Origin of the sequence: Saccharopolyspora sp. NPDC047091 (assembly GCF_040643635.1) — a bacterium.
Taxonomy (GTDB): Bacteria; Actinomycetota; Actinomycetes; order Mycobacteriales; family Pseudonocardiaceae; genus Saccharopolyspora_C.
Genome location: NZ_JBEYUS010000020.1, coordinates 15,169 through 39,191, shown reverse-complemented (window position 1 = coordinate 39,191; position 24,023 = coordinate 15,169). Strand labels below are relative to the sequence as shown.

The 24,023-nt window shown below is 73.9% G+C and carries 17 protein-coding genes; 7 read left to right on the top strand and 10 right to left on the bottom strand.

Translation table 11 applies throughout. The features are described from left to right. Position 1 precedes the first annotated feature (1 nt). From ABZ805_RS11785 to ABZ805_RS11775, 3 genes are read left to right on the top strand one after another with little or no spacing between them, the layout of a single operon-like run. Entirely contained in the window at positions 2-658 is a 657-nt protein-coding gene (locus ABZ805_RS11785) for a WXG100 family type VII secretion target (protein ID WP_358438003.1), read from the top strand. Continuing rightward, entirely contained in the window at positions 645-1,040 is a 396-nt protein-coding gene (locus ABZ805_RS11780; protein WP_358438000.1) for a hypothetical protein, read from the top strand. Before ABZ805_RS11785 ends, ABZ805_RS11780 begins: the two co-directional genes overlap by 14 nt. An 8-nt stretch (positions 1,041-1,048) precedes the next feature. Further along, positions 1,049-1,666 (top strand): hypothetical protein, encoded by a 618-nt coding sequence (locus ABZ805_RS11775; RefSeq protein ID WP_358437997.1) that lies wholly within the window; start codon positions 1,049-1,051, stop codon positions 1,664-1,666. On the opposite strand, the gene ABZ805_RS11770 is transcribed toward ABZ805_RS11775, so the two are convergent. The 5 genes from ABZ805_RS11770 to ABZ805_RS11750 all read right to left on the bottom strand — a co-directional run bounded on the left by ABZ805_RS11770 (position 1,663) and on the right by ABZ805_RS11750 (position 10,383). Beyond that, positions 1,663-3,735 carry a diguanylate cyclase gene (locus tag ABZ805_RS11770; RefSeq protein WP_358437994.1) on the bottom strand — a complete coding sequence of 691 codons (2,073 nt, stop codon included), beginning with the start codon at positions 3,733-3,735 and terminating at the stop codon, positions 1,663-1,665. The genes ABZ805_RS11775 and ABZ805_RS11770 overlap by 4 nt on opposite strands. Before the next feature lie 397 nt (positions 3,736-4,132). Beyond that, entirely contained in the window at positions 4,133-4,525 is a 393-nt protein-coding gene (locus ABZ805_RS11765) for a DUF2237 domain-containing protein (RefSeq protein WP_224959131.1), read from the bottom strand. Between the two features lie 113 nt (positions 4,526-4,638). Then, entirely contained in the window at positions 4,639-5,382 is a 744-nt protein-coding gene (locus ABZ805_RS11760) for an SDR family NAD(P)-dependent oxidoreductase (protein WP_358437991.1), read from the bottom strand. A gap of 25 nt (positions 5,383-5,407) precedes the next feature. Beyond that, positions 5,408-7,132, bottom strand: a complete 1,725-nt coding sequence (locus ABZ805_RS11755) for a S9 family peptidase (RefSeq protein WP_358437988.1) — start codon at positions 7,130-7,132, stop codon at positions 5,408-5,410. A 110-nt stretch (positions 7,133-7,242) separates the two neighbouring features. Further along, on the bottom strand, positions 7,243-10,383 hold the full coding sequence (locus ABZ805_RS11750) for a tetratricopeptide repeat protein (RefSeq protein ID WP_358437985.1): 3,141 nt from the start codon (positions 10,381-10,383) through the stop codon (positions 7,243-7,245). 495 nt (positions 10,384-10,878) lie between these two features. On the opposite strand from ABZ805_RS11750, the gene ABZ805_RS11745 reads away from it, so the two are divergent. Beyond that, on the top strand, positions 10,879-15,087 hold the full coding sequence (locus ABZ805_RS11745) for a Pls/PosA family non-ribosomal peptide synthetase (RefSeq protein ID WP_358438107.1): 4,209 nt from the start codon (positions 10,879-10,881) through the stop codon (positions 15,085-15,087). Beyond that, positions 15,084-16,406, top strand: coding sequence for a M1 family metallopeptidase (locus ABZ805_RS11740; protein WP_358438104.1), 1,323 nt, complete (start codon positions 15,084-15,086; stop codon positions 16,404-16,406). The genes ABZ805_RS11745 and ABZ805_RS11740 overlap by 4 nt, the downstream gene beginning before the upstream one ends. Positions 16,407-16,420: 14 nt before the next feature. Here the strand turns inward: ABZ805_RS11740 and ABZ805_RS11735 are convergent, their stop codons facing one another. Then, positions 16,421-16,864, bottom strand: a complete 444-nt coding sequence (locus ABZ805_RS11735; RefSeq protein WP_358437982.1) for a MarR family winged helix-turn-helix transcriptional regulator — start codon at positions 16,862-16,864, stop codon at positions 16,421-16,423. Positions 16,865-17,014: 150 nt separating this feature from the next. Between ABZ805_RS11735 and ABZ805_RS11730 the strand changes: the two genes are divergently transcribed. Further along, positions 17,015-18,187 (top strand): 4-hydroxybenzoate 3-monooxygenase, encoded by a 1,173-nt coding sequence (locus ABZ805_RS11730; RefSeq protein WP_358437980.1) that lies wholly within the window; start codon positions 17,015-17,017, stop codon positions 18,185-18,187. Between the two features lie 144 nt (positions 18,188-18,331). Here ABZ805_RS11730 and ABZ805_RS11725 read toward each other — a convergent pair whose 3' ends face one another. Continuing rightward, entirely contained in the window at positions 18,332-19,030 is a 699-nt protein-coding gene (locus tag ABZ805_RS11725) for an alpha/beta fold hydrolase (RefSeq protein WP_358437977.1), read from the bottom strand. A gap of 119 nt (positions 19,031-19,149) precedes the next feature. On the opposite strand from ABZ805_RS11725, the gene ABZ805_RS11720 reads away from it, so the two are divergent. Next, positions 19,150-19,488, top strand: coding sequence for a helix-turn-helix domain-containing protein (locus ABZ805_RS11720; protein ID WP_358437975.1), 339 nt, complete (start codon positions 19,150-19,152; stop codon positions 19,486-19,488). A gap of 137 nt (positions 19,489-19,625) precedes the next feature. Here the strand turns inward: ABZ805_RS11720 and ABZ805_RS11715 are convergent, their stop codons facing one another. Genes ABZ805_RS11715 through ABZ805_RS11705 form a run of 3 tightly spaced genes read right to left on the bottom strand, consistent with a single transcriptional unit; the run spans position 19,626 to position 23,773 of the window. Further along, a complete protein-coding gene (locus ABZ805_RS11715; protein WP_358437972.1) occupies positions 19,626-21,272 on the bottom strand; it encodes an AMP-binding protein in 1,647 nt (548 codons plus the stop codon). Between the two features lie 31 nt (positions 21,273-21,303). After that, positions 21,304-22,431: a homoserine O-acetyltransferase gene (locus ABZ805_RS11710; protein ID WP_358437969.1), complete on the bottom strand. Its 1,128-nt coding sequence runs from the start codon at positions 22,429-22,431 to the stop codon at positions 21,304-21,306. A gap of 4 nt (positions 22,432-22,435) precedes the next feature. Continuing rightward, entirely contained in the window at positions 22,436-23,773 is a 1,338-nt protein-coding gene (locus ABZ805_RS11705; protein WP_358437967.1) for a bifunctional o-acetylhomoserine/o-acetylserine sulfhydrylase, read from the bottom strand. Positions 23,774-24,023: the final 250 nt, after the last annotated feature.

Below are 24,023 nucleotides of genomic sequence, written 5' to 3'. Positions count from 1 at the left end.
CGTGCGCAATCCGCTCGATCACGTTTCCACCGACTTCTGGCAGGTCACCGGGGACTTCGACTCCGTGGTGAAGCTGCTGCCCCCAGCGGGGCCGGGGCAGGGGGCCAATCCCATCACCGGGCAGCTGGTCGCCGTCCGGGAGTTGGATCTGGCGAAGATCCGCGAGGTCGCGAGGAAGAACTGGGCGGACAACTCTCGAACGGAGAGCATTCGCACGGCTGCCGAGGCAGCGGTGGAATCTCTGGAGGTCACCCGCGACTACATCGGCCAAGGTTGGCGGGGACGGGACTTCATCGCCTTCAGCGAGCGACTGGAACGGCTGCGTTCGACGATCGAGAAGGTAGTCGGACCGGCGGACCGCATGTCGGAGGCATTGCTCGAACTGGCCGGAGCGCTGGAGGAAGCACTGACCGAGACGATCACGACCATCACCGCATTGGGCAGCGTGATCTCCGCGGTCGCCGGGGTGGCGGCTGCGGCATTCGCATTCCCCGACCCGACCGTCAGCAAAGTCATCGCCCTGATCGCTGCGGTGATCACGGCGATCCTCGCTGCCGTGTCCGCCGCCATGGCGATCGTCAAAGGTATTGAGAGCAGGCAAAAAGCGGTGTCCGGGGTGGTCCGGGAGTGCAGGATGGCAATCGATGCGATCAAGTGAGGGCGAGCAGGTGAACGCGCAGGCGCGGATCGAGGACGCGATGGCGCGACTCGGTCGGAACATGTCGAAGGTCCGGGAGGATCCGCAGGCGGTGCTCGACGGCCGGTTCAAGGGCGTCTCCTCGTCAGGTGGCGTCACCGTTGTGGTGGACTCGCTGGGGCGTGTCGAAGATGTCCGGTTGGCTCCCGGGACCTGCGGCCGTTGCGGTGAGACCGAGTTGGCTTCGGAGATCGTCGAGGCGAGCACCGCCGCACGCCGAGCGGCGGAGGAACTGGACTTCGACGAGGAGCGGCCAGCACGTCCGGTGAGCGGTCGCGAGCCGTTGGAACCTGTTGAGGAAGAAGACTTTTCGCGGCGAAGCTTCCTCGAGTCGGATTGGTGAGCAGGTCGTTGCGCGGCGTGGTGCGGGCGAGTGCGATCGTGGTGCTGGTGGCGTTGTCGGGCTCGTGCGCGCTGACGACGCCGGAGGACCCGGGTTACCGGGAGTCGCTCCACCCGTGCGCGGACGTTCCCCCCGCGTCCGTGGCGTCCCTCGTCGGATCGGCGGCCCCGATGTCGGGTGGGCAGCACGCTCCCGATCCGGACCATCCGAGGGATTTCCTGTCACAGCACTGCGGTTGGGACAACGCCAGTCCCGCCGGATGGGGCGAACTGGCGTGGACTCGGCTCGACGTCGACGTCGCCTTGGCGCTCAAGGACACCGGCGCGCCGGACGTCGAACTTGCCCGCGCGGGATCGGACGGGAAGAGCCGGGACCGCTTCTTGACCCCTGCCCCGGCAGATCAGCGGCTCGGTGCGGTGACGCTGCAGTGCAACCGGGTGATCGATGGCCAGCGGATCGTCATCGTCTACTTCCGCCAGGCCAATGCCGAGGTCACCGTCCACTTCAGGGGTAGGGGCGAGAACTTGGACGGCACCCCCACCTCTCCGCCACCACCGGAAGACCTCGAACGCGCCGTGCACGCCATCGCCCAGCACCTGCACCAGGAGTTGGGCCCGCCCCGCTAGTCGGCGACGGGCAGCGGCGGCAGCCGGTGGATCTCGCCCGCGTCGTGCAGCCGCAGGAACGCGTCCACCACGCCCGGGTCGAACTGGCTGCCGCTGCCGTCGCGCAATTCCTGCACCGCTTCGTCCACGGTGAGGGTGCGCCGGTACGGCCGGTCCGAGAGCATCGTGGCCCACGCGTCGCACACCGACACGATCCGCGCCTCCAGCCGGATCTCCTCGCCGCGCAGTCCCAGCGGGTAGCCCTTGCCGTCCCAGCGCTCGTGGTGCTGGCGCACGATCTCGGCGATCCCGTCGAGGTCGGGCACGGCGCGCACCAAGCGGTAGCCGTGGTCGGGGTGTTCGCGCAGCAGCCCCCACTCGGCGTCGTCGAGCGCGGCGGGCTTGCCCAGCACCGACGCCGGGATCACGATCTTGCCGACGTCGTGCAGCCGCCCGGCGAGTTCCGTGTCCTGCACGATGGCGGCCGGCGCGCCCATCGCCTCGCACACGATCCGCGCGTAGGAGCCGACCGCGCGGCCGTGCGAGTGCGAGGACAGGTGCCGGTCGACGAGGTCGCTGACCGCGTGCAGGTAGCCCAGCGAGGCGGTGTGCTCGGACGCCGCCGCGCGCCGGTCGCCGACGGAGATCCGGTCGCGTCCCTCGGCCTTCGCCGCGTACAGCGCGCGATCCGCCGCGGCGACGATGCGCACCGGGTCGTCGCGGTACCCGTCGGCGAGGGCGGCCCCGACGGAGGTGGTGACCGCGATGCTCGCCCGTTCGGCGCGGGCGACCGGTTCCTGCGCGATCGCGTTCCGGAGCCGTTCGGCGATCACGGGCACGTCCTCCGGGACGACGTCGGTGACCAGCAGCGCGAACTCCTCGCCGCCGTAGCGGGCCAGCACGTCGCCGTCGCGGACCACCGCGCGCAGCCGCGCCGAGACCTCCAGCAGCACCCGGTCGCCGACGGGGTGCCCGTACCGGTCGTTGATGGCCTTGAAGTGGTCGATGTCGGCGATGAACACGGCGATCCGGGTGCGGGTGCGGGTCGCCCGGGTCAGCGCCTTCGGCAGTTCCGCCTCGAAGTACCGGCGGGTGTGCAGCCCGGTGAGCGGGTCGGTTACCGCGAGCCTGCGCTGCTCGGAGACCATCACCACGAGCCTGCCCAGGGTGAGCAGGAACAGCACCGCGCAGGCCACCGCGATCGCGTTCACCGATCCCGCGGACACCCGCGAGTTCTCCAGCACCAGCACGCCCGGCGCGATGAGCGAGGCGGCCGCGAGCAGCGCCACCCGCAGCGGGCTCAGGTTCAGCTCCTTGCCGGGACCGGCCTGGGCCAGCGCCGCCATCGTCGGGTGCAGCCCGGCGGCGCCGAGCGCGATGTTCCCGGCCAGCCACAGCACGTCCAGGAAGTTGCCCGCCGCGTAGCTGCCGTCGATGCGCTGGAACACGTAGGCCGAGTCGGCGGCGAGGAACGCCAGCAGGTTCGCCACCAGCAGGAAGAACGCCGGCGGCCGCGGACCCGGGTCGAGCAGCAGCCGCAGCCCCACCGCCAGCAGCGCCAGGTCCAGCACCGGGTAGGCCACGTACGCCGACGTGGTCAGCACCGACTCGTCGGCGCTGGTCAACGGCTGGATCAGGTACAGCCAGGACAGCAGCGCCGCGACCACGCCCAGCACGGTCGCGTCGATCAGGCTCGGCAGGTCGCGCCGCGGCGTGCGCGCCCGGATCAGCAGCAGCACCCCGGTGACGATCAGCGGGTAGTGCGCCAGGTACAGCACGTCGGCCACGAACGGGAACGCGGTGATGCCCAGCAGGTAGTGCGCGGTGTAGAAGCTCGCGTCGGCGAGGAAGTACACGGTCTGGCTGGCGGCGATCAGCAGCCACGGCAGCCGCCACCGCGGCCGGTACCGGCGCATCCCCAGCAGCAGCGCGGGCACCGCGGAGGCGCTGATCCCGCAGTACAGCACGATGCGCAGCGCCTCGGTGCCCGCCGTGTCCGCGAGCACGAAGTAGGCCAGCGCGACCAGCGCGCAGCCGATCAGGTAGCCCGGCCATCCGAGGCCGAGTGTCCGGCGCGCGGTGCTGATCATCGGTGCCTCTCCACTAGGGACCCGGCCGATCGGCGACACGTCCGCGCCGGTTCCGCGCGGCGCGGGAACGAGCCCGTCGAAGATCGACACCACCCTAGTGGTGCGCTCCCCGCTTCGGGAACACGTGGATCGAGGGCGGAATTCGCGCGCGCCGGTGGTCGATGTGGACGGTTCGCCGTCGGGTCGCCCGAGCGATGATCGTCGCGCTCGACTGCCGTGCACAGTGGACGAAGCTCCGCGCGGTGATCGCGGGGGACAATCCCTCACCGCCGCTGCGGAAGGGCCCGGCGGCCGCACCGCGGCCGAGCGCGAGTGGGGCCGGACGCGCAGGACCGCGCCCCCCGCGCAGGGCGATCCGAGCCGCCGGCATCGGACGCCGCCGGGCTCCGGTCCCGGATCAGGTCAGCGCGCTCGGATCCGCGGGCACGTCCACCGCGTGCTCCCGCAGCGCGCTCAGCGGCACCACCTCGATGGCCTTCGCGTGCGTGGCGGCCAGCAGCACCGGCGGCGCGGCGCCCGCCGAGTACGCCTCCAGCCAGCGGGAGGCGCACACGCACCAGCGGTCACCCGGCTGCAACCCGGCGAACCCGTGTTCGGGGCGCGGCGTCACCAGGTCGTTGCCCGTTTCCTGCTGCTGCACCAGGAATTCGGTGGAGACCACGGCGCACACCGTGTGCTCGCCGACGTCCTCCGGCCCGGTCGAGCAGCATCCGTCGCGGTAGAAACCGGTGAGCGGGTCGGTGCCGCAGGGCTCCAGCTCGCCACCGAGAACGTTGCGATCGGTCGTCATGAGGGCACCTTCACTCCAACACCTGGACGCCGGTTCGGGCAGGCACCTCAGGCCCGGAACCCGATGAGGCTCCAGTGTGGCGAGAACAGCGGTATCCGTCCAGTGGCCGCGGCCTACCGGGGCATCCGCCGCCAGATCGGGCGCGGCACGTAGCGCAGCACGCCGAACAGCACCCGCAGGGCGAACGGCACCCACACCTCCACCCGGCCCCGGCGCAGCGCCTTCGCGGCGGCGTCGGCGACCTGGCCGGGCGTGCTGGAGAACGGTGCCGGGGACATGCCCTCGGTCATCCGCCCCACGACGAACCCGGGCCGCACCACCAGCAGGTGCACGCCGCTGCCCGCGAGCGCGTCGGCGAGGCCCGCGGCGAACCCGTCCAGCCCGGCCTTCGCGGACCCGTACACGTAGTTGGCCCGCCGCACCCGCACCCCGGCCACCGAGGAGAACACCACCAGCCGCGCGCGGCCCTGGGCGCGCAGCAGGTTCGCGAGGTGGGTGAGCACGGAGACGTGCGCGACGTAGTCGGTGTGCACGATCGACACGGCGTGCTCGGCGTCCTGCTCGGCCCGCTCCTGGTCGCCGAGGATGCCGAAGGAGACGATCACGTCGTCGAGCGAACCGTGCCGGGCGGTGAGCTCGTCCAGCAGCGGCCGGTGCGAGGCGAGGTCGTCGGCGTCGAACTCGACCCGTTCCACGGCCACCGCGCCCGCCGCGCGCAGCCGCGCCTCCTGCTCGTCGAGGTCGCCGCTGCGCCGCGCGGCCAGGACCACCTCGCGGTCACCCTCGCCGACCAGGCGCGCGGCCAGTTCGACACCGATCTCGCTGCGGCCGCCGAGGACCAGAACCGTGGAGCTCATGGCCGATCAGTGTGCCCGACCGCGCTCAGCGCACCTCGGGTGAGGGGGTGAGGCCGCCCCGGCAGAACGCCACGACCTGCTCCCGCAGCGCCCCGCCGGACGCCGCGGCCACGTCGTCGTGCCCGGCGTCCACCTCCAGGTACCGCAGCGCGGGCCCGGACAGCGCCGGTCCGGCCAGCTCGTGGCGCAGCGACCGGGCCCGGTCCACCGGCACCAGCTCGTCGCCGGTGCCGTGCACCAGCAGCACCGGCGCGGTGTTCGCCGCGGCCGCCCGCGCCAGCTCGTCCCCCTCCCGCAGCAGCGGGGCCAGCGCCACGCACGCCGACCACAGCCCGGGGGTGCTGCCCGCGGCCTGCAACCCGAGCCGCCCGCCGTGACCGCCGCCGAGCAGGATCGGCCCGGGCAGCCCGGCGCGCTGGGACCGCAGGTGGTGCCCGAGCGAGATCACCCCGGCCAGGTCCGGCCCGCCCCACCGGCCGTCGTCGGAGCGGCGGTTCGGCGCGATGACGGCCACCCCGACCGAGGCCAGGTCCTGGAACAGCGGGTGGAACTCCCACCGCCACAGCTCGCCTTCGGTGTGGTGCAGCGCGAGCACCACGTGGTCGCAGGTCCGCCACTGGCTGCCGCCGTAGACGACGGCCTCGATGCCGCCGCCGAGGCGCAGCAGGTCCGCGGACGCCCACGGCGGCAGCTCCCGGCCTGCCTCCTCGGGCAGCGCCGAGCAGGACCCGCTCGGCGACACCGTGACCAGCGTCGACGGCCGCGCGGGGGAGGAGAACGGCACCCGCACGGTCTTGCCGTTGAGGTGCGCCCGGTCGCCGGTGCGGCCGGGCGGCAGGGTCAGCGCGGTCAGCTTGTCCTCGCGCGGCGCGTACAGGTCGAGCGCGGACAGCGCGCCCGACTCGCGGCGCAGCAGCACCCGCTGCCCGCCGTCGTCGACGGTCAGCGGGATGTGCGTCGGGCACAGCCGGTCCGGGAACCGGACGCTGCCCGCCCCGTCCAGCAGCACCCAGCCGACCCGGTCCGCGCCGCTGGAGGTGGAGCGCACCAGCAGCAGCTTGGAACGCTGGTGGTGCAGCAGGATGCGGTCGTCGCTGCTCGGCGACAGCGAGAACAGCGGCTGCCACGAGCCGCGCCGCAGATCCGCCAGCACCCCTTCGACGGCCTGACCGGGCCGGGTCAGGTTCAGCGCGAGCAGATCCGCGTCGGTGTCGAGCCACACACCCCCAGTGGCGGCGCCGGGCAGCCGCACGAGTGGCTCGACACCGGGCGGGCCGTCGGTGAGTCGCCAGACGGCCGTCCGTTCCGGGTCCTCCCGCGCTACGAGGAAGCCCAGTTGTGCCGCCGACGGGCTCGGCAGCAGGTAACCGTCCGCGGCGCGTACCTGGCCCACGATGTGCGCCTGCGGCGCGGCCGGGTCCACCAGCTCCAGTTCGGCGAGCCCGCCGCCGCGGTTCACCAGCAGCAGCACCCGGCCGTCGCCGAGCGGCAGCACCTGCGCGCGGGGATCGACGCCGGAGTCGGTGTGCACGAGTTCCGGTTCGCCGCGGACCTTCCCGGGCAGCTGGCCGAAGCGGCGGGTGCGCAGCGAGTGCGGTCCCGGTCCGCGCGCGGCGAACGACCACAGCTCCAGGGTGGAGACCTCGGCGCTGGTGCGGATGCACGCGATCTCCCGGCCGTCCGGCGAGAAGCCGAAGTTCGACCGGGACACGGCGGACGTGGCCGGTCGGATCGGGGCGGGCGCGCTCATGAGCACCCCGGGAGGGCGTAGTGCACCCCGCGAGAGTAGGAAACCGCAGTTCAGGGCGGTTTAAGGTTTCCTTAGAGATGAGCCTGTATCACCCGTCCCGGGCAGAATCCTCACTCGTCGGAGGGAATGGAGCGACGGGTTCCGGGGACGTCGGGGAACGGGCGGGGAGCGATGGCGATCTCCTGCATCCGCTTCCGGTAGAGCTCGTAGCGGCGCCGCGCCTCGCCGAAGCGCTCCGCGCGCAGCAGGGTGGCGACCAGGTCGAGGTGGGCCTCCTCGTCGTACTGGTCGTCGCGCAGCAGCCGCAGCGCGAAGCGCGCCACCCGGTCGGTGTCGCCTTCGTCGCGGGACCGGCGGGTCAGCGCCCGCAGCAGCGCGGCGTGCGTGGTGCGCAGTTCGTCGGCCGGCGCGTCCGCCCACTCCTGGTACGGGTCGTCCTCCAGGAAGTCGCCGGTGTAGGCGGCTTCGGCGTCCAGCAGCAGGGCGGTCGCGCCGGGGGAGTCCTCGCGGTCCGCCTGCAGCGCCCGCTCGGCGAGCGCGAGGAACGATTCGACGTCGATGCGCACGTACCGCGGATCGAGACCGACGGTGCCGGTCTCGTTGGTGCGCAGCACCGAACCGGCCGACGGGCCCGAGGTGGCCAGCACGTCGCGCACGGTGGACAGCAGCACCGAGAGCCGGTTGCCGGCGCGCACCGGGTCGACCTCCGGCCACAGCAGTTCCATCAGCTCCTCCCGGCGCATCGGGCGCCGCTTGGCGACGAGGATCTTCAGCAGGTCGCGCGCCTTGCGGGACTGCCAGGCCGCGCGCGGCACCGGCACCCCGGCGTGCTCGATCCGGAACACGCCGAGCGCGCGCACCAGCACCGGCGGCGCCAGCCGGGCGACCGCGGCGAGCGGACCGGCGGCGGCCCGGGCATCGGGGGAGGCGCCGTGCTCCAGCAGCGTGCGTTCGGCGAGTTCGGCGACCGCCCCGGTCCCGCCGGGCGCCGGGTCGAGGCGGTGGCGCAGCAGCACGGCCTGCGCCTCGTCGAGGGCGAAGCCGCCGTCCCGCCAGATCTGCACCGCCTCGTCCAGCGCGGGCCCGTGCTCCAGCGGATCGGTGGAGGTGACGGCGGTGAGCGCGAGCGCCTCCGCCAGTCCCGGTTCGTCCCCGCGGCTGCGGGCCTGTTCGGCCGCGAGCGCCGCGTCCGCCCTGGCGGGTGCGACGTCCCCGGCCTCCCACGAGATCCAGCCGCGGGTGAGCAGCGCGCGCACCTCGTGCAGGTGCTCGCCGAGGTCGATGGCGCGCTGGGCGAGCAGCCGGGCCCGCGCCGGGTCGTCGGCGGCGCGAGTGCGCGCGAGACCGATCAGCGCGGTGCTCGTGGCGAGCAGGTCGCGGGCCGGTTCGGCCAGCGACAGCGCCTCCTCGTAGGCGGATCGGGCGCGTTCGAGCCTGCCGCGCAACCGGTGCACGTCGCCGCGCACGCACAGCGGCCAGGCGAGGAACCCGGTGCCGAAGCGGCCGAACACCTCGCAGGCCGCGTCGACCGCGACGGTGGCCTCGTCGAACCGGCCGAGCCTGGTCAGCGCGTGCGCGCGCTGCGTGAGCGCGTGCGCGCGCAGCAGCGGGTCGTGGTGCTGCTCGGCGATGCGCAGCGCCGCATCGGCCTGCGTCAGCGCCGCGCCCGGCTCGCCGGATTCGGTCCGGTGCAGCGCGCGCAGCACGTGCAGCCTGCCGAGGTGGGCTTCGGGCGCGTGCTCGGCGGCGGCGAACCACGCGGTGCGCGCCGCGCGCTGGTCGCCGCGGGCGGCGGCGAGCACGGCACCGGCCAGCGCGGCGACGGGTGCGGTGCGCGGGTGCCCGCGTTGCTCGGCGATCTCGGTGGCACGCCGGGCCGCGTGTTCGCCGCGGGCGAGGTCGCCGGTGAGCCGGTGCGCCAGCGCCGCGGTCGCGTGCAGCCGGACCTCGTCGACCGGGTCGCCCGCGGTGTCCGCGGCGACCGCGCAGGCGGCGAGCGCCGCGGCGGGTTCGGCCCTGGCCAGCGCGGCGTCGGCGATCCGCCACGCCAGGCCGGGTTCGGCGGGGTCACCGGCCCGAACCCAGCAGGCGGCGGCCTCCGGCCAGCGCCCGCGCAGCCGGTGCGCCTGCCCGACGACGCGGGCGATCAGCCGGTCGGGCGGATCGCCGAGCAGGGTGGCGGCGTCGAGCACCACGTCCGCGTGCCCGTCGTCGAGCAACCGGGCGCCCGCCTCCACCAGCAGCGCGACGCAGCGCTCGGTCTCGCGGGCGGCGATCAGGTGCCGCAGCGCGCGTTCGTGCCTGCCCGCGCGGTGGTGCTCCTCGGCGGCCTGCCGGTGCAGCTCGGTGCGGACCTCGGGCGTGACGGTGCGCGGTTCGGCGAGGAACTCGGCCAGCGGCGGCACCAGCGCCCACCGCCCGCTGGAGGCGGGGCGCAGCAGCCCGCGCCGGGCGAGGTCGGTGAGCACGCCGCCCTGCTCCTCGTGGGTGACGTCGCCCAGCACGGCCAGCCGGTGCAGCGCGTGCCTGGCCCGTTCCGGTTCGCGGCCCAGGACCTCCTCGGCGAGGTACGGGTGGAACCGGGTGGCGGGCGGCAGCCCGCCGCCGCGCGGCTCCGGGACGGCGCGCAGCGACTCGATGGCGCGGCACACCGCGGCCGGCCAGCCGCCGCTGCGCTCGCCGAGCTCGCGGGCCAGCGCGACGTCCCCGGTGCCGAGGGCGTGCTCGACGAGCTGGGCGATCTCCTCGGTGTCGAAGGCCAGCAACCCGGCGTCGATCTCGGTGACCTTGCCCTGCCCGCGCAGCCGTTCCAGCGAGAACGGCGGTTCGTGCCGGGACAGCAGCACGATCCGCAGCCGCGGCGGCGCGGTCCGGCACAGGTCGGCCAGCAGCGCGGCCACCGGCTCTCCGGCTTCGTGCAGGTCGTCGACGACCAGGTGCAGGTCCACCGGCAGCGCGCGCAGCCAGTCGCGCACCGCGTCGCCGTCGGTTTCCGGGGCGGGACCGGGGAGGTGGGGGAGCGCGGCGTCGACGAGGGCCGCCAGCAGCCGTGCCGCGTCGTCGTCGGCACCCTCGGGGGACCACCAGGCCGTGCCGTCCGCGGTCGCCGCCCAGGAGCGGACCGCGGTGGTCTTGCCCCAGCCCGCCGCCGCGATCACCAGGCAGACCCGGTTGCGGGTGGCGGTGGCGAGCGCGTCCTCCAGCACCGGGCGCGCGATGGTGCCCGTGCCGTGCCTGCCCCGACCTCGCATCGCACCTCCCAGCGGTTCCGCCGGCCGCGCCGGAGCTGCTCCGGTGGGCGTCCAGCCATGGTGAGATCGGTGCGGGCTCGCCGCTGGGTGCGAGCGGCGCGGACCGGGACGCACGGTGCTGAATCGAATCCGAGGTTCGCCTTAACGTGCTGGCGCGTCGGTGATCCGCTAGCACCGCCGTGGTGCGCGCCCGGTCCGGTGCGTGGTCGCCGAGCGCCCGAGGTCCCGCGCATCGGGTGAAGTGCGGCAGAACCTGGTCACCTGCCCGGGTAGGAACGTTCACCGAGCATTGACCGGCCGGTCGGAAACGCGGTGAGGCGTGACACCTCCGATGGGCGTTGCTGCCGATCGTGCCGCTCACCAGGGGTAATGTGATCGTTCTCAGCTGCGGAGGTGGGGTCCGCGGACGTCGGCGGGAAAAGGGTGGGACATGGGCGTCAACGGTGATCGGCTGCCGGCTGCGGGTGGCGCGGGCGGAAGGACGCTCCGTTGACGGTGTCGATGAACCGCGGGACCGGGGCGGGCCCGGGCACCACCCCGATCACCGATCTGCTGGCGCACTCCCCGGGGTCGACGACCGCTGCGGCGGCGTTGGCGCGCACCTTGCTGGAGCCGAGCGCCGGGGACGCGGCGGGAGCCGCCGAACCCGCGCCGGACATCGCCGAGCCCGAGCCGGACATCGCCGAGCCCGCGCCGGAAGCTCTCGGGTCTGAGCTCGCACCGGAGGTTCCCGCGCCGGACATCGCCGAGCTCGCACCGGAGGTCCCCGGGGCCGAGCTCGCACCGGAGGTTCTCGGGTCTGAGCCCGCACCGGATGTCCCCGCGGCGGACGTCGCGACGCCCGGGCCGGAACCCGAGCCCACCGACCCGGCTCCGGACGCTCCGATCGCCCGGTTCGACTCCGGCCCGGCCGCGCCCGAGCGCACCCTGCTCGACGTCTTCGCCGCGACCGCGCGCGCCCACCCGGACGCCCTCGCGCTGGACGCGGGCGAGCGGACCCTCACCTACCGGGAGCTGGACGAGCAGGTCCGGGCCGCGGCCCGGCGGCTGGCCGACCTCGGCGTGGGCCGCGGTGACCGGGTCGGCGTCCGCGTCGAATCCGGTACCGCCGAGCTGTACCTCGCGGTGCTCGCGGTGCTGGCGGCGGGCGCGGCCTACGTCCCGGTGGACGCCGACGACCCGCAGGAGCGCGCCGACCTGGTGTTCGGTGAGGCTGGGGTGTGCGCGGTGCTGACCGGTGGCGAACCCGAACTGCTCGGCACCCCGTCCGGCGCGTCCGGTCCGCCGACGCCGGACGACGACGCGTGGATCATCTTCACCTCCGGTTCCACCGGCACCCCGAAGGGCGTGGCGGTGCCGCACCGCGCGGCGGCCGCGTTCGCGGACGCCGAGGCCCGGCTGTTCCTCGCCGACGATCCGATCGGACCGGGCGACCGGGTGCTGGCGGGCCTGTCGGTGGCGTTCGACGCGTCCTGCGAGGAGATGTGGCTGGCGTGGCGGCGCGGTGCCTGCCTGGTGCCCGCGCCGCGATCGCTGGTGCGCACCGGCGCGGACCTGGGGCCGTGGCTGGTGCGGCGGCGGATCAGCGTGGTCTCCACGGTCCCGACGCTCGCCGCGCTGTGGCCGCCGGAGGCGCTCGCCGACGTGCGGTTGCTGATCTTCGGCGGGGAGGCGTGCCCGCCGGAGCTGGCCGAGCGGCTCGTCGCCGACGGCCGGGAGGTGTGGAACACCTACGGCCCGACCGAAGCGACGGTGGTGGCGTGCGCGGCGCGCCTCGACGGTGCGGGACCGGTGCGGATCGGGCTGCCGCTGGACGGCTGGCGGCTCGCCGTCGTGGACGCCGCGGGCGAACCGGTCCGGCCGGGCGAGCAGGGCGAACTGGTCATCGGCGGCGTGGGGCTCGCCCGCTACCTGGATCCGGCCAAGGACGCGGAGAAGTTCGCGCCGCTGCCCTCGCTGGGCTGGGAGCGGGCCTACCGCAGCGGTGACCTGGTCCGCGCCGACCCGGAGGGCCTGGTGTTCGTGGGCCGCGCCGACGAGCAGATCAAGCTCGGCGGCAGGCGCATCGAACTCGGCGAGGTCGACGCCGCGCTGCAGGCCCTGCCCGGCGTGGCGGGTGCCGCGGCGGCGGTGCGGCGCACAAAGGCGGGCGGCGAGCTGCTCGTCGGCTACCTGGTCGCCGAGGACCCGGCGTTCGACACCGACGAGGCGGTGCGGCGGCTGCGCGACGTGCTACCGGCCTCGCTGGTGCCGCTGCCCGCGGTGGTGGCGGAGCTGCCGACCCGCACCTCCGGCAAGGTCGACCGGGCCGCGCTGCCCTGGCCGCTGCCGAGCCGGGAGCCCGCGGCGGACGGCGCGCTGTCGGCCACCGAAACGTGGCTGGCGGCGGAGTGGTCGGAGGTCCTGGGCACGCGCCCGGACGGCCCGCGCGCCGACTTCTTCGCCCTCGGTGGCGGCAGCCTCGCCGCCGCGCAGCTGGTGGCGAAGCTGCGCGCCCGGCACCCGCAGGTCTCCGTCGCCGACGTCTACCAGCGCCCGCGCCTCGGGGAGCTGGCCGCGCAGCTCGACGAGCTGGACGCGGTGACCGCCGATCGGCGCGCGATCGCCGAGGTACCCCGGCGGATGGGCTGGGCGCAGCTCGCACTGCTGATCCCGCTGACCACCCTCACCGGGTTGCGCTGGACCGCGGTGCTGGCCGCGGGCGGCACCCTGCTGGCGGCGGCCGGTGCCCCGTGGGCGCCGTCGGTGTCCTGGTGGCTGCTGCTGGTGGCGTGGCTGGTGCTGTTCAGCCCGCCGGGTCGGATCGCGCTCGCGGTGAGCGGCATCCGGTTGCTGCTGCACCGGGTGCGGCCCGGCGACTACCCGCGCGGTGGCGGCGTGCACCTGCGGATGTGGGCCGCGCAGCAGTGGGATCAGCGGTGCGCGGCGAGCGCGGTGTCCGGCGCGTTCTGGACCACGCATTACGCGAGGGCGCTGGGCGCGAAGATCGGCGACGACGTGGACCTGCACTCGCCGCCACCGGTCACCGGCCTGCTCAAGATCGGCCGCGGGGCGGCGGTCGAACCCGAGGTGGACCTGTCCGGGTACTGGGTCGACGGCGACGTCGTCCACATCGGACGGATCAGGGTCGGTGCGGGGGCGCGGGTCGGCGCGCGCAGCACGCTGTTGCCGGGCGCGCACGTCGGCAAGGGCGCGGAGGCCGCCGCCGGATCCACCGTGCACGGCGTGGTCCCCGCCCGGCAGCGCTGGTCCGGATCGCCCGCGGCCCGCACCTCCGGTGCCCCCGCGAAGTGGCCCGCGCAGCGCGCGCCCCGCTCCCGCCGGTGGAGCGCGGTGTACGGGCTGACCTCGGTGCTGTTCGCGCTGGTGCCGGTGCTGGCGGCGCTGCCCGCGCTGGCGGTCGTCGTCCCCGAGCTGGTGGCGGCGGCGACCGCGGAGGACGCGGTGCGGCGGGTGCTGCCGCTGGTCCCGGCCGCCACGGCCGCCTACTTCGGCGGGTACGCGCTGCTGGTGCTGCTGGCGGTGCGCGCCCTCGGCATCGGGCTGCGCGAGGGGCACCACGCGGTGCACGGCCGGATCGGCTGGCAGGTGTGGACCTCGGAACGGCTGATGGGCATGGCGCGCACCGCGCTGTTCCCGCTGTACGCCAGCACGTTCACCCCGATGTGGCTGCGGCTGCTCGGCGCGAAGGTGGGGCGCGGCGCGGAGATCTCCACGGTGCTCGCGGTGCCGAAGATGACGAAGGTCGCCGACGGCGCGTTCCTCGCCGACGACACGATGGTCGCCACCTACGAGCTCTGCCGCGGCTGGCTGCACGTCGCCCCGGCCCGCATCGGCAAGGAGGCGTTCCTCGGCAACTCCGGGATGACCGCGCCGGGTCGGTCGGTGCCGAAGCGGGGACTGGTCGGGGTGCTGTCCTCGACGCCGCGGAAGGCGAAGAAGGGGTCCTCCTACCTGGGCCTGCCGCCGATGCCGTTGCGGCGCGCGCAGGTGGCCGCGGACTCCGAGCGCACCTTCGACCCGCCGCTGCGGCTGGTGTTCGCCCGTGCGCTGGTGGAGCTGTGCCGGATCGTGCCGGTGATGGTGTCGGTGGCGCTGGCGGTGCTGGTGCTCGGCGTCCTCGCCGAGCTGTGGCGGGCCGCGGGCCCGTGGGCGGCCGCCGCGCTGTCCGGGATCGTGCTGCTGGTGGCGGGCGTGCTGGCGTGCGCGGTGACGACGTTGGCGAAGTGGCTGCTGATCGGCCGGTTCCGGGTGCGGCAGCGCCCGCTGTGGAGCTCCTTCGTGTGGCGCGGGGAACTCGCCGACACGTTCGTCGAGGTGCTCGCGGTGCCGTGGCTGGCCGGTCCGGCGACCGGTACCCCGCTGCTGTCGCTGTGGCTGCGCACGATGGGTGCGCGCATCGGCCGCGGCGCGTGGGTGGAGACCTACTGGCTGCCGGAGGCCGACCTGGTGCGCATCGGCGCGGGTGCGGCGATCAACCGGGGGTGCGTGGTGCAGACCCACCTGTTCCATGATCGGATCATGAGCATGGACGAGGTGGCGTTGGGGCAGGGCGCGACGCTGGGACCGCACGGCATCGTGCTGCCGGGCGCGGGCATCGGCGCGCGCACCACCGTCGGACCCGGTTCGCTGATCACCCGCGGCGACGCGGTGCCCGCGGATTCGCGCTGGTGCGGCAACCCGATCTCGGCGTGGCGGGCATGACCGCCACGCCCGGCGCGGACCGCTCGACCGACTCGTACCTGCCGGAGCACGGCAACGGCGGCTACCGGGTGGAGCACTACGACCTGGATCTGGACTACCGGGTCGGCCCGAACCGGCTGTCCGGGGAAGCGGTGCTCACCGCGGTGGCCGAGCAGGCGTTGTCCGCGCTGAGCCTGGACTTCGCGGACCTGCGGGTGCGCCGGGTGACCGTCGACGACCGGCCCGCCAAGTTCACCCACCGCGCCGGGAAGCTGCGCCTGCGCCTCGCGAAGCCGATCGCCTGCGGCGCCCGGTTCCGGGTGCGGGTGCGGTACGCGGGCAACCCGAGCCCGATCCGCGGCCGGTGGGGCGACATCGGCTGGGACGAGCTGACCGAGGGCTCGCTGGTGGCCAGCCAGCCGATCGGCGCACCGTCCTGGTTCCCGTGCAACGACCACCCGTCCGACCAGGCCGCCTACCGGGTCGCGGTCACCGCCGACGCCGGGTTCGACGTGCTGGTCACCGCCGACCTGGTGTCCCGGCGCGCGGCGGGCGCGGGCACCGAGCGGTGGGTCTACGAGCGGGCCGAACCGACCCCGACCTACCTGATGGGCGTGCACACCGGCCGCTACCGGGAGGTGGCGCTCGCCGCCGATCCGGTGCCGCAGCGCGCCGCGGTGCCGCCGCACCTGGTGGCGGCGTTGCAGGCGACGTTCGGCCGCCACGACGAGATCATGCGGGTGCTGTGCGGTCTGTTCGGTCCGTACCCGTTCGCCGAGTACGTCGTGGTGATCGCCGACGACGAGCTGGACGAGCCGATCGAGGCGCAGGGCATGGCCGTGTTCGGCCGGAACCTGCTCGACGGCACCCGCACCCACGAGCGGCTGGTGGTGCACGAGCTGGCGCACCAGTGGTTCGGCAACAGCCTCACGATCGGCGACTGGCGCGACATCTGGCTCAACGAGGGCTTCGCGACCTACGCGGAGTGGCTGTTCGCGGAGGCCGTCGGCGAGGGCACCGCGGCCGAGCACGCCCGCGACTGGCACCGGCGGATGCGGGCGGTCGAACCCGGTCTGCGGGTGGCCGATCCGGGCGTGGCGCGGATGTTCGACCCGGGCGTGTACAAGCGGGGCGCGCTGGCGCTGCACGCGCTGCGCGTCGAGCTGGGTGACGAGGCCTTCGGCGGTCTGCTGCGCCGCTGGGTCGCCGAGCACCGGCACGGCACGGTGCGCACCGCCGACTTCACCGCGCTGGCCGAGGAGATCGCCGGCCGGTCGCTGGCCGAGTTCTTCGCCACCTGGCTGCACGGCACCGAACCGCCCGCGAACCCCGGATTCTGACGCCGCGCGACCGCTCACCCGGGGTCGCGGATGCGTTCCCCGGCCTGCGCGATCCGTTCCAGCAGCCCGAGCAGCTGCTCGCGTTCCGCGCCGTCCAGCGGGGTCAGCAGGATCTCGATCATCCGCTCGGTGCGCCGCACCAGACCGGCGTGCTCGTCGCGACCGGTGCCGGTCAGCCGCAGCACGTTGCGCCTGCCGTCCGAGCTGTCCCGCGCGCGCTCGACCAGCCCGCGCCGCACCAGCCGCGCGATCACGTCGGCGGCGGTGGAGCGGTCCAGCGCGACCCGCCCGGCGAGGGTGCGCTGGTCGAGGCCGTCCGCGGCGGCGAGCCCGTTGAGCACCGCGAACTGGGGCGGCGTGATCTCCGCCGAGACCGCGGCCGTCCACAGCATCGTGTGCACCTGCTGGACGCGGCGGATCAGGTGTCCGGGATGGCCGTTCAAGTCGATGGAACCCACCGCGCCATTGTGCCGCCCGGACCGGTCGATCCGTGCACGGAGCGAAGCTGCATCGAGCAAGGCGACGCCGGCTCGTTGACATGCGGGCGTTCCAGGTGAAATGTGCATCCTGATTGATCCGTGCACGGATGAATTGAGGAGGCGTGGTCGATGCGGACCAGCGTGGCCATCATCGGAGCGGGACCGGCGGGCCTGCTGCTCGCGCGACTGCTGCAGCAGCGGGGTGTCGAGTCGGTCGTGCTGGAATCCCGCTCCCGCGAGCACGTCGAGCACCGGCAGCGCGCCGGAATCCTGGAGCAGGGCACCGTCGACGTGCTGCGGGCCTGCGGCGCGGGGGAGCGGATGGACCGCGAAGGCCTGGTGCACGACGGGATCGAACTGCGCTTCGGCGGCACCGGGCACCGCATCGACCTGGCCGCGCTCACCGGCGGCCGTCAGGTGATGGTGTACGCGCAGACCGAGGTGGTGCGCGACCTGGTGGCGCTGCGGGCCGAGTCCGGTGCGCCACTGCTGTTCGAAGCCGAAGTGCTGGAAGTGCTGGACGCCGAGACCGAGCACCCGCGGGTCCGCTACCGCCACGCCGGTGCCGAGCACGTGCTCGACGCCGACTACGTGGTCGGCGCGGACGGCTTCCACGGCGTGGGCCGCAAGACGATCCCCGCGGACCGGGTCCGCACCTACGAACGGACCTATCCCTTCGCGTGGCTCGGAATCCTCGCCGATGTCGCTCCGTCCACTGAGGAATTGATCTACGCCTGCCACGAGCGCGGATTCGCGCTGCACAGCATGCGCACTCCGCAGGTCAGCAGGCTCTATTTGCAGGTTCCGCCGGACACCGACGCGCGGGACTGGCCGGACGACCGGATCTGGGACGAGCTGGACCTGCGGTTCGCGGTCGACGGGGACTGGCGGCTGGAACGCGGGCCGATCACCGACAAGTCGGTGACCCCGATGCGCAGCTTCGTCGCGGAACCGTTGCGGTACGGGCGGTTGCTGCTGGCCGGGGATGCCGCGCACATCGTGCCACCTACCGGGGCGAAGGGGCTCAACCTGGCCGTGGCCGACGTGACGCTGCTGGCGCAGGCGCTCACCGCGGCGGTCGGCCACGGCGACGATCGAGCGTTGGAGTCCTATTCGGACACCGCGCTGCGCCGGGTGTGGCGCGCCGAGCACTTCTCGTACTCGATGACGACGCTCTTGCACACCGATCCGGCGGCCGACGACTTCGCGCGCCGCCTGCAACGATCACACCTCGACTACGTCGTCGCTTCGACGGCGGCGGCCACGTCGCTCGCGGAGAACTACGTCGGCCTGGAGCTCTGATCCGTTCTCGCCTCCGCCGGACCGGCTCGTCACCTCGGGTGTGCTCCGGTCGCGACGAGCCGACGGAACAGCCGCACCCGTCGGCATCGATCGGGGTCCTCCCGCGCCCCGGCGGTGGCCGGTAAAGCCGGCTCGCTCGGCCGATCAGGCCGGTTCGAGCAGCAACTCGGAGAGCGCGGCGGGCATGGTGATCATGCAGTCGTGCCCGGTCGGCAGCTCCCGCTTCGCCTCGCCCACCGGGACGGGACGCCGGGGGATGTCCGCCCGCCGTCCTCCGACGCAGTGGATGTGCATGCGTGGGATGGCGCGCGCGGCGGGGTCGCTCAGCCGGACCGGTTCCTGGAGGCATCGCGCCGACAGGTCCGACAGCATCGAGCGCAACCAGGCCACGTCGTCCGGATCGGTGACTCCGAACAGGCCGAGCGGTGGGGGCTGCTCCGGCGGCGGCGGAATTCGCCACCCGTCCACGGCGTCGTCGACGAGCTGCTTGATGACCGGGAACGCGTCGATGCCTGCTTCGCCGTCTTCGGGGACCTCCGTGTCGAGGTACACCAAGCGCGTGATCCGTCCGGGGGCTCGGTCGGCCGCTCCTGAGATGACCATCCCGCCGTAGCTGTGCCCGACGAGCACGACGTCGTCCAGATCTTCTCGCGTGATCAGACCGACGATGTCGTCGATGTGGGTGCCGAGCCCGACCTCGGGGGCCAGCAGGTGCGCCTTGTCGCCGTGGCCGGTCAGCGATGGTGCGAACACCCGGTGCCCGGCCGACTCCAGGATCGGGACCACGCGTTCCCAGCTCCGCCCGCTGTGCCAGGCGCCGTGAACCAGTAAGTAGGTGGACATGGTCGTGCAGTTCCTCCTGGTGCCTCGGTATCGTTCAGTAACCGAGAGCAATCGTGGTCCCCACGACGCGCACCGGGCAATACGGCACTTTTCAGTGCCCCGGTTCTCCGGAGGTAACCGTGCAGGACCCGTGCCGGACCCGCGAAGTCCTCGGCATCGTCGGCGACAAGTGGGCGCTGCTGATCGTGCGGATGCTCGCGGACGGGCCGCTGCGCTTCACCGAGCTCAAGCGGGCCGTCGACGGCATCAGCCAGCGCATGCTCACCGTCACGTTGCGCGACCTGGAACGCGACGGGATCCTGACGCGCACGGTTCACAACGTGATGCCGCCGCACGTCAGCTACGAGCTGACCGCGATGGGCCGGAGCCTGCACGACGCCACCGCGCCGCTGATCACGTGGAGCATCGAGCACCTCCCGCACATCGACGCCGCCCGCACCGCGTACGACGACCGCTAGGTTCCGCGGAGACTCCTGCGCGGTCCGGCTCGCCGTCCTCGTGAGCGGATTCGATCAGGCGACCTTTCGGAATGATCTTCGGTCGTCCTCTTGTCGGCGGAACCGCCGAGCTTTCGCCACCGGGACACCTGGGCAGCTCATTCGGAAAGGTCTGCGGAGCGCCCGCGGAGTTCTCGGCGGAGCAGCTTTCCCGTTGTCGTCTTGGGCAGTTCGGCGAGGATCTCGACCTGCCTGGGGTACTTGTAGGCCGCCAGCCGCGCGCGGCAGAACTCGACCAGTTCCGCCGGTTCGGCGCGCAGCCCGGCGCGGAGGCTCACGTACGCCCGCACCGTCTCCCCGCGGTACGGGTCCGGCACGCCGACGACGGCGGCCTCCCGGACTGCGGGGTGCTCGTAGAGTACGTCCTCCACCTCCCGCGGCCACACCTTGTAGCCGCCCGCGTTGATCTGGTCCTTCTTGCGGTCCACCAGGTAGAACCAGCCGTCGGCGTCCCGGTGCGCGACGTCGCCGGTGCGCAGTTCACCACCGGGCAGCGCGGCCGCGGTCTCCGCCCGCTTGCCCCAGTAGCCGGGCACGACCTGCGGGCCGGAGATCGCGAGTTCGCCGATTTCGCCGGGCGGTGCCTCGCGACCGTCCTCGCCGAGGATGCGGGCGCGCGTGGACCGCACCGGCACGCCCACCGACAGCGCGCCGGACGCCTCGTCGATGCGCGCCGGTGCGCCCCAGGGCTGGGCGAACGCGGCCGAGGTGGTCTCGGTGAGCCCGTAGACGTTGTGGATCCGCTGCCCGAACCGCTCCTCGAAGTCCCGCACCGTGCTCGGCGGGATCGGCGCGCCACCGGAGTAGACGCGGCGCAGGCTCGCCAGGTCCGCCGCCGTGCCCCCGGTGCCGAGCAGCGCGATGAACGCGGTGATCGCCCCGACCGCGAAGGTCGGCCGGTGCTCGCGGACCGCGTCCAGCACCACCTCCGGCTCGAACCGGTGGGTGAGCACCAGCGGCACCGGCGTGAGCAGCGCCAGCGCCACGTGCCCCACCAGCCCGGTGATGTGGAACAGCGGGGCGACGCCCAGCACCACGTCGTCCGCGCCGATCCCGGCGAGGTCCCGCCACACCCGGGCGTCGAACACCACGTTGCGGTGGGTGTTCATCGCGCCCTTCGGCGGCCCGGTGGTGCCGGAGGTGTAGCTCAGCGCCGCCACGTCCTCCGGTGCCAGGTCGACCGGCACCGGACGGCGGCCGCGGTGGGCGGCGAGCAGCTCCTCCAGGTCGACGGTGCCCGCGGGCACCGGCTCGTCCCGCTCCGGCAGCACCCGGACGTCGTCGCGGCTCTGGAAGGCCCGTTCGGCGGTGGTGATCACCAGCCGCACCGAGCTCTCCGGGACCACTCCGGCGGCCACCGATCCGTGCAGCCCGCGCAGCGCCACCAGCACCGATGCCCCCGAGTCCGCCAGCAGCAGCGCCAGTTCCCGCCGCTTGTTCATCGGGTTGATCGGCACCGCGGTGCAGCCCGCCTTCCACGCGCCGAGCAGCGCGATCGCGAACTGCGGCACGTTCTGCAGGTACAGCGCGACCCGCTCGCCCGGCACGACCCCGCGGTCCTGCAACGCGACGGCGAACGCGTCGGTGAGCTCGTCCAGCTCGCCGGTGGTGATCGTGGTGTCGAAGTGGTGCAGCAGCGGGGCGTCCGGGAAGCGGCGCACCGCGTCCGCGAACGCGGCCACCGCGTTCGGGAAGTCCGGGTCGGAGGACGGATCGTGCCGGGGGTGCTCCTCGTGGGCGGCCATCCACCTACCGTTGGCCGCGCGCAGCCCCGCGTCAAGCGCCCTTGAGCAGTTCCGCGACCAGTTCGGCGACCTGCTCGGTCTCCACCAGGAACCCGTCGTGGCCGTGCGCCGACCTGAGGATCCGCGCGCGGGTGCCCAGGCCCGCGGCGAGCGCGTGCTGGTCGGCGGGCGGGAACAACCGGTCGCTGTCCACCCCGGCCACCAGCGTCCGCGCCCGCACCCGGCGCAGCGCCGCTTCCACCCCGCCGCGGCCGCGCCCCACGTCGTGCCCGCTCATCGCCTCGGTCAGCCGCACGTAGCTGGCCGCGTCGAAGCGCCCCACCAGCTTCGCCGCGTGGTGGTCCAGGTACGACTCCACCGCGTAGCGCCCACCGGCCGCCGGGTCCTCGCCATCCTGCGGCGCCGAACCGAACCGCGCTTGCAGCTCCGCCGGGCTGCGGTAGGTGAGGTGCGCGATCCGCCGCGCCAGCCCGAGCCCCGCGTGCGGGCCGCGCCCGTCGGGCAGCTCGTGGAAATCACCGCCCAGCCAGTCCGGGTCGGCGCGGATCGCGTGCAGCTGCGTCGACGACCAGGCGATCTGCTCGGCGGTCGCGGCGGCCCCGCAGCACAGCACCAGCGCGGAACCGACCCGGTCCGGCTGGTCCACCGCCCACTCCAGGGCGCGCATCCCGCCGAGCGAACCGCCGATCACCGCCGCCCACCGGTGCACGCCCAGCGACTCGGCGAGCGCCACCTCGGAACGCACCAGGTCCCGCACGGTCACCGCCGGGAACCGCCCGCCCCACGGCCGCCCGTCCGGCGCCGGATCGGCGGGCCCGGTGCTGCCCTGGCAGCCGCCGAGCGCGTTCGGCGCCACCACGAACCAGCGGTCGGTGTCCAGCGCCAGGCCCGGCCCGACGACGCCTTCCCACCAGCCCGCGCTGGGGTGGCCCGGTCCGGCGGGGCCGCGCAGGTGCGGGTCGCCGGTGAGCGCGTGCAGCACCAGCACCGCGTTGCCGCCGTCCGGGTCGAGGGACCCCCACGTCTCGTACGCCAGCCGCGCGTCCGGCAGCACCGCGCCGGACTCCAGGTGCTGCGGGTCGAGGTGCAGGAACCGCCGCCGCCCCGGCGGATCCCCTTCCCGCCAGGCACCGGTGGCGGGAAGGGGTCGCGTGCTCATCTGCTCAGCGCTCCAGCTCGGCCTTCGCCGCGCGGAACGCCGACTCGAGGTCCGCCTTCAGGTCGTCGACGTTCTCGATGCCGACGGACAGGCGCACCAGACCCGGCGTCACGCCCGCGTCCAACTGCTCCTGCTCGGTGAGCTGGCTGTGCGTGGTGCTCGCCGGGTGCGCGATGAGGCTGCGCACGTCGCCGATGTTGACCAGGTGGCTGAACAGGGACACGCCCTCGACGAACTTCCGGCCGGCCGCCACCCCGCCGCGCAGCTCGAAGGACACGATGGCGCCGAAGCCGTGCTCCAGGTAGCGGTTGCCCAGCTCGTGCCACGGGCTCGACGGCAGGCCCGCGAAGTGCACCTTCGCCACCTCGTCGCGCTCCTCCAGCCAGCGGGCCAGTTCCAGCGCGTTCGCGCCGTGCCGCTCGATGCGCAGCGACAACGTCTCCAGACCCTGCAGCACCAGGAACGCGTTGAACGGCGAGATCGCCGGACCGAGGTCGCGCAGCCCCTGCACCCGCAGCTTCGCGGCGAACGCGCCGTGCCCGAGGGCGGGCCAGTAGCGCAGGCCGTGGTAGCTCGGGTCCGGCTCGTTGAACCCGGGGAACCGCTCCGGGTCGGCGCCGAAGTCGAAGGAGCCGCCGTCCACCACGATGCCGCCGACCGCGGTGCCGTGGCCGCCGAGGTACTTCGTCGCCGAGTGCACCACGATGTCCGCGCCGTGCTCCAGCGGCCGCAGCACGTACGGGGTGGTGACCGTGTTGTCCACGACCAGCGGCACCCCCGCCTCGTGCGCGATGTCGGCGATCGCGCGCACGTCGAGCACGTTGCTGCGCGGGTTGCCCAGCGACTCGGCGAACAGCAGCTTCGTGTTCGGCCGCACCGCGGACCGCCAGGCGTCCGGGTTGTCGAAGTCGTCGACGAACGTGACCTCGATGCCCAGCTTCGGCAGCGTGTGGTGGAACAGGTTGTAGGTGCCGCCGTACAGCGAGGAGCTCGACACCAGGTGGTCCCCGGCCTGCGCCAAGGTCAGCACCGCCAGCGTCTCCGCCGCCTGCCCGGAGGCCACCGCGACCGCGCCGACCCCGCCCTCCAGCTTCGCGACGCGCTGCTCCAGCACGTCCTGGGTGGGGTTGTTGATGCGGGTGTAGATGTTGCCGGGCTCGGCCAGGCTGAACAGGTCCTGCGCGTGCTGGGTGTCGCGGAAGACGTACGAGGTCGTCTGGTAGATCGGCGTCGCGCGGGCGCCGGTCGCCGGGTCGGGCTGCGCGCCGGCGTGGATCTGCAGCGTGTCGAACGACCAGTTCGCCTCGGGCGAGTCGGTCTGGGCGGGGACGTCAGCGGACATGAGGGCTCCACGGTGGGTGATGACGCGGACGCGTCGAAAGTCGAACGGTGCGGGCCGCCCGCGCGGCACCGGGGTGGGGCGCGGGCGTGCTCGAGATGGTGCAGCGGCTCAGCGGCCGCGCGAGGAGATCAGCGGGCGCGACAGGCGGAAGCGGTCACGCGCACCAGATCGACGTGGCGGCGCTCCACTAAGCGGATCATGGGCGTGAGCCTATCGGCTGACCCACCCGGAGCAACAGAACGTTCACCAT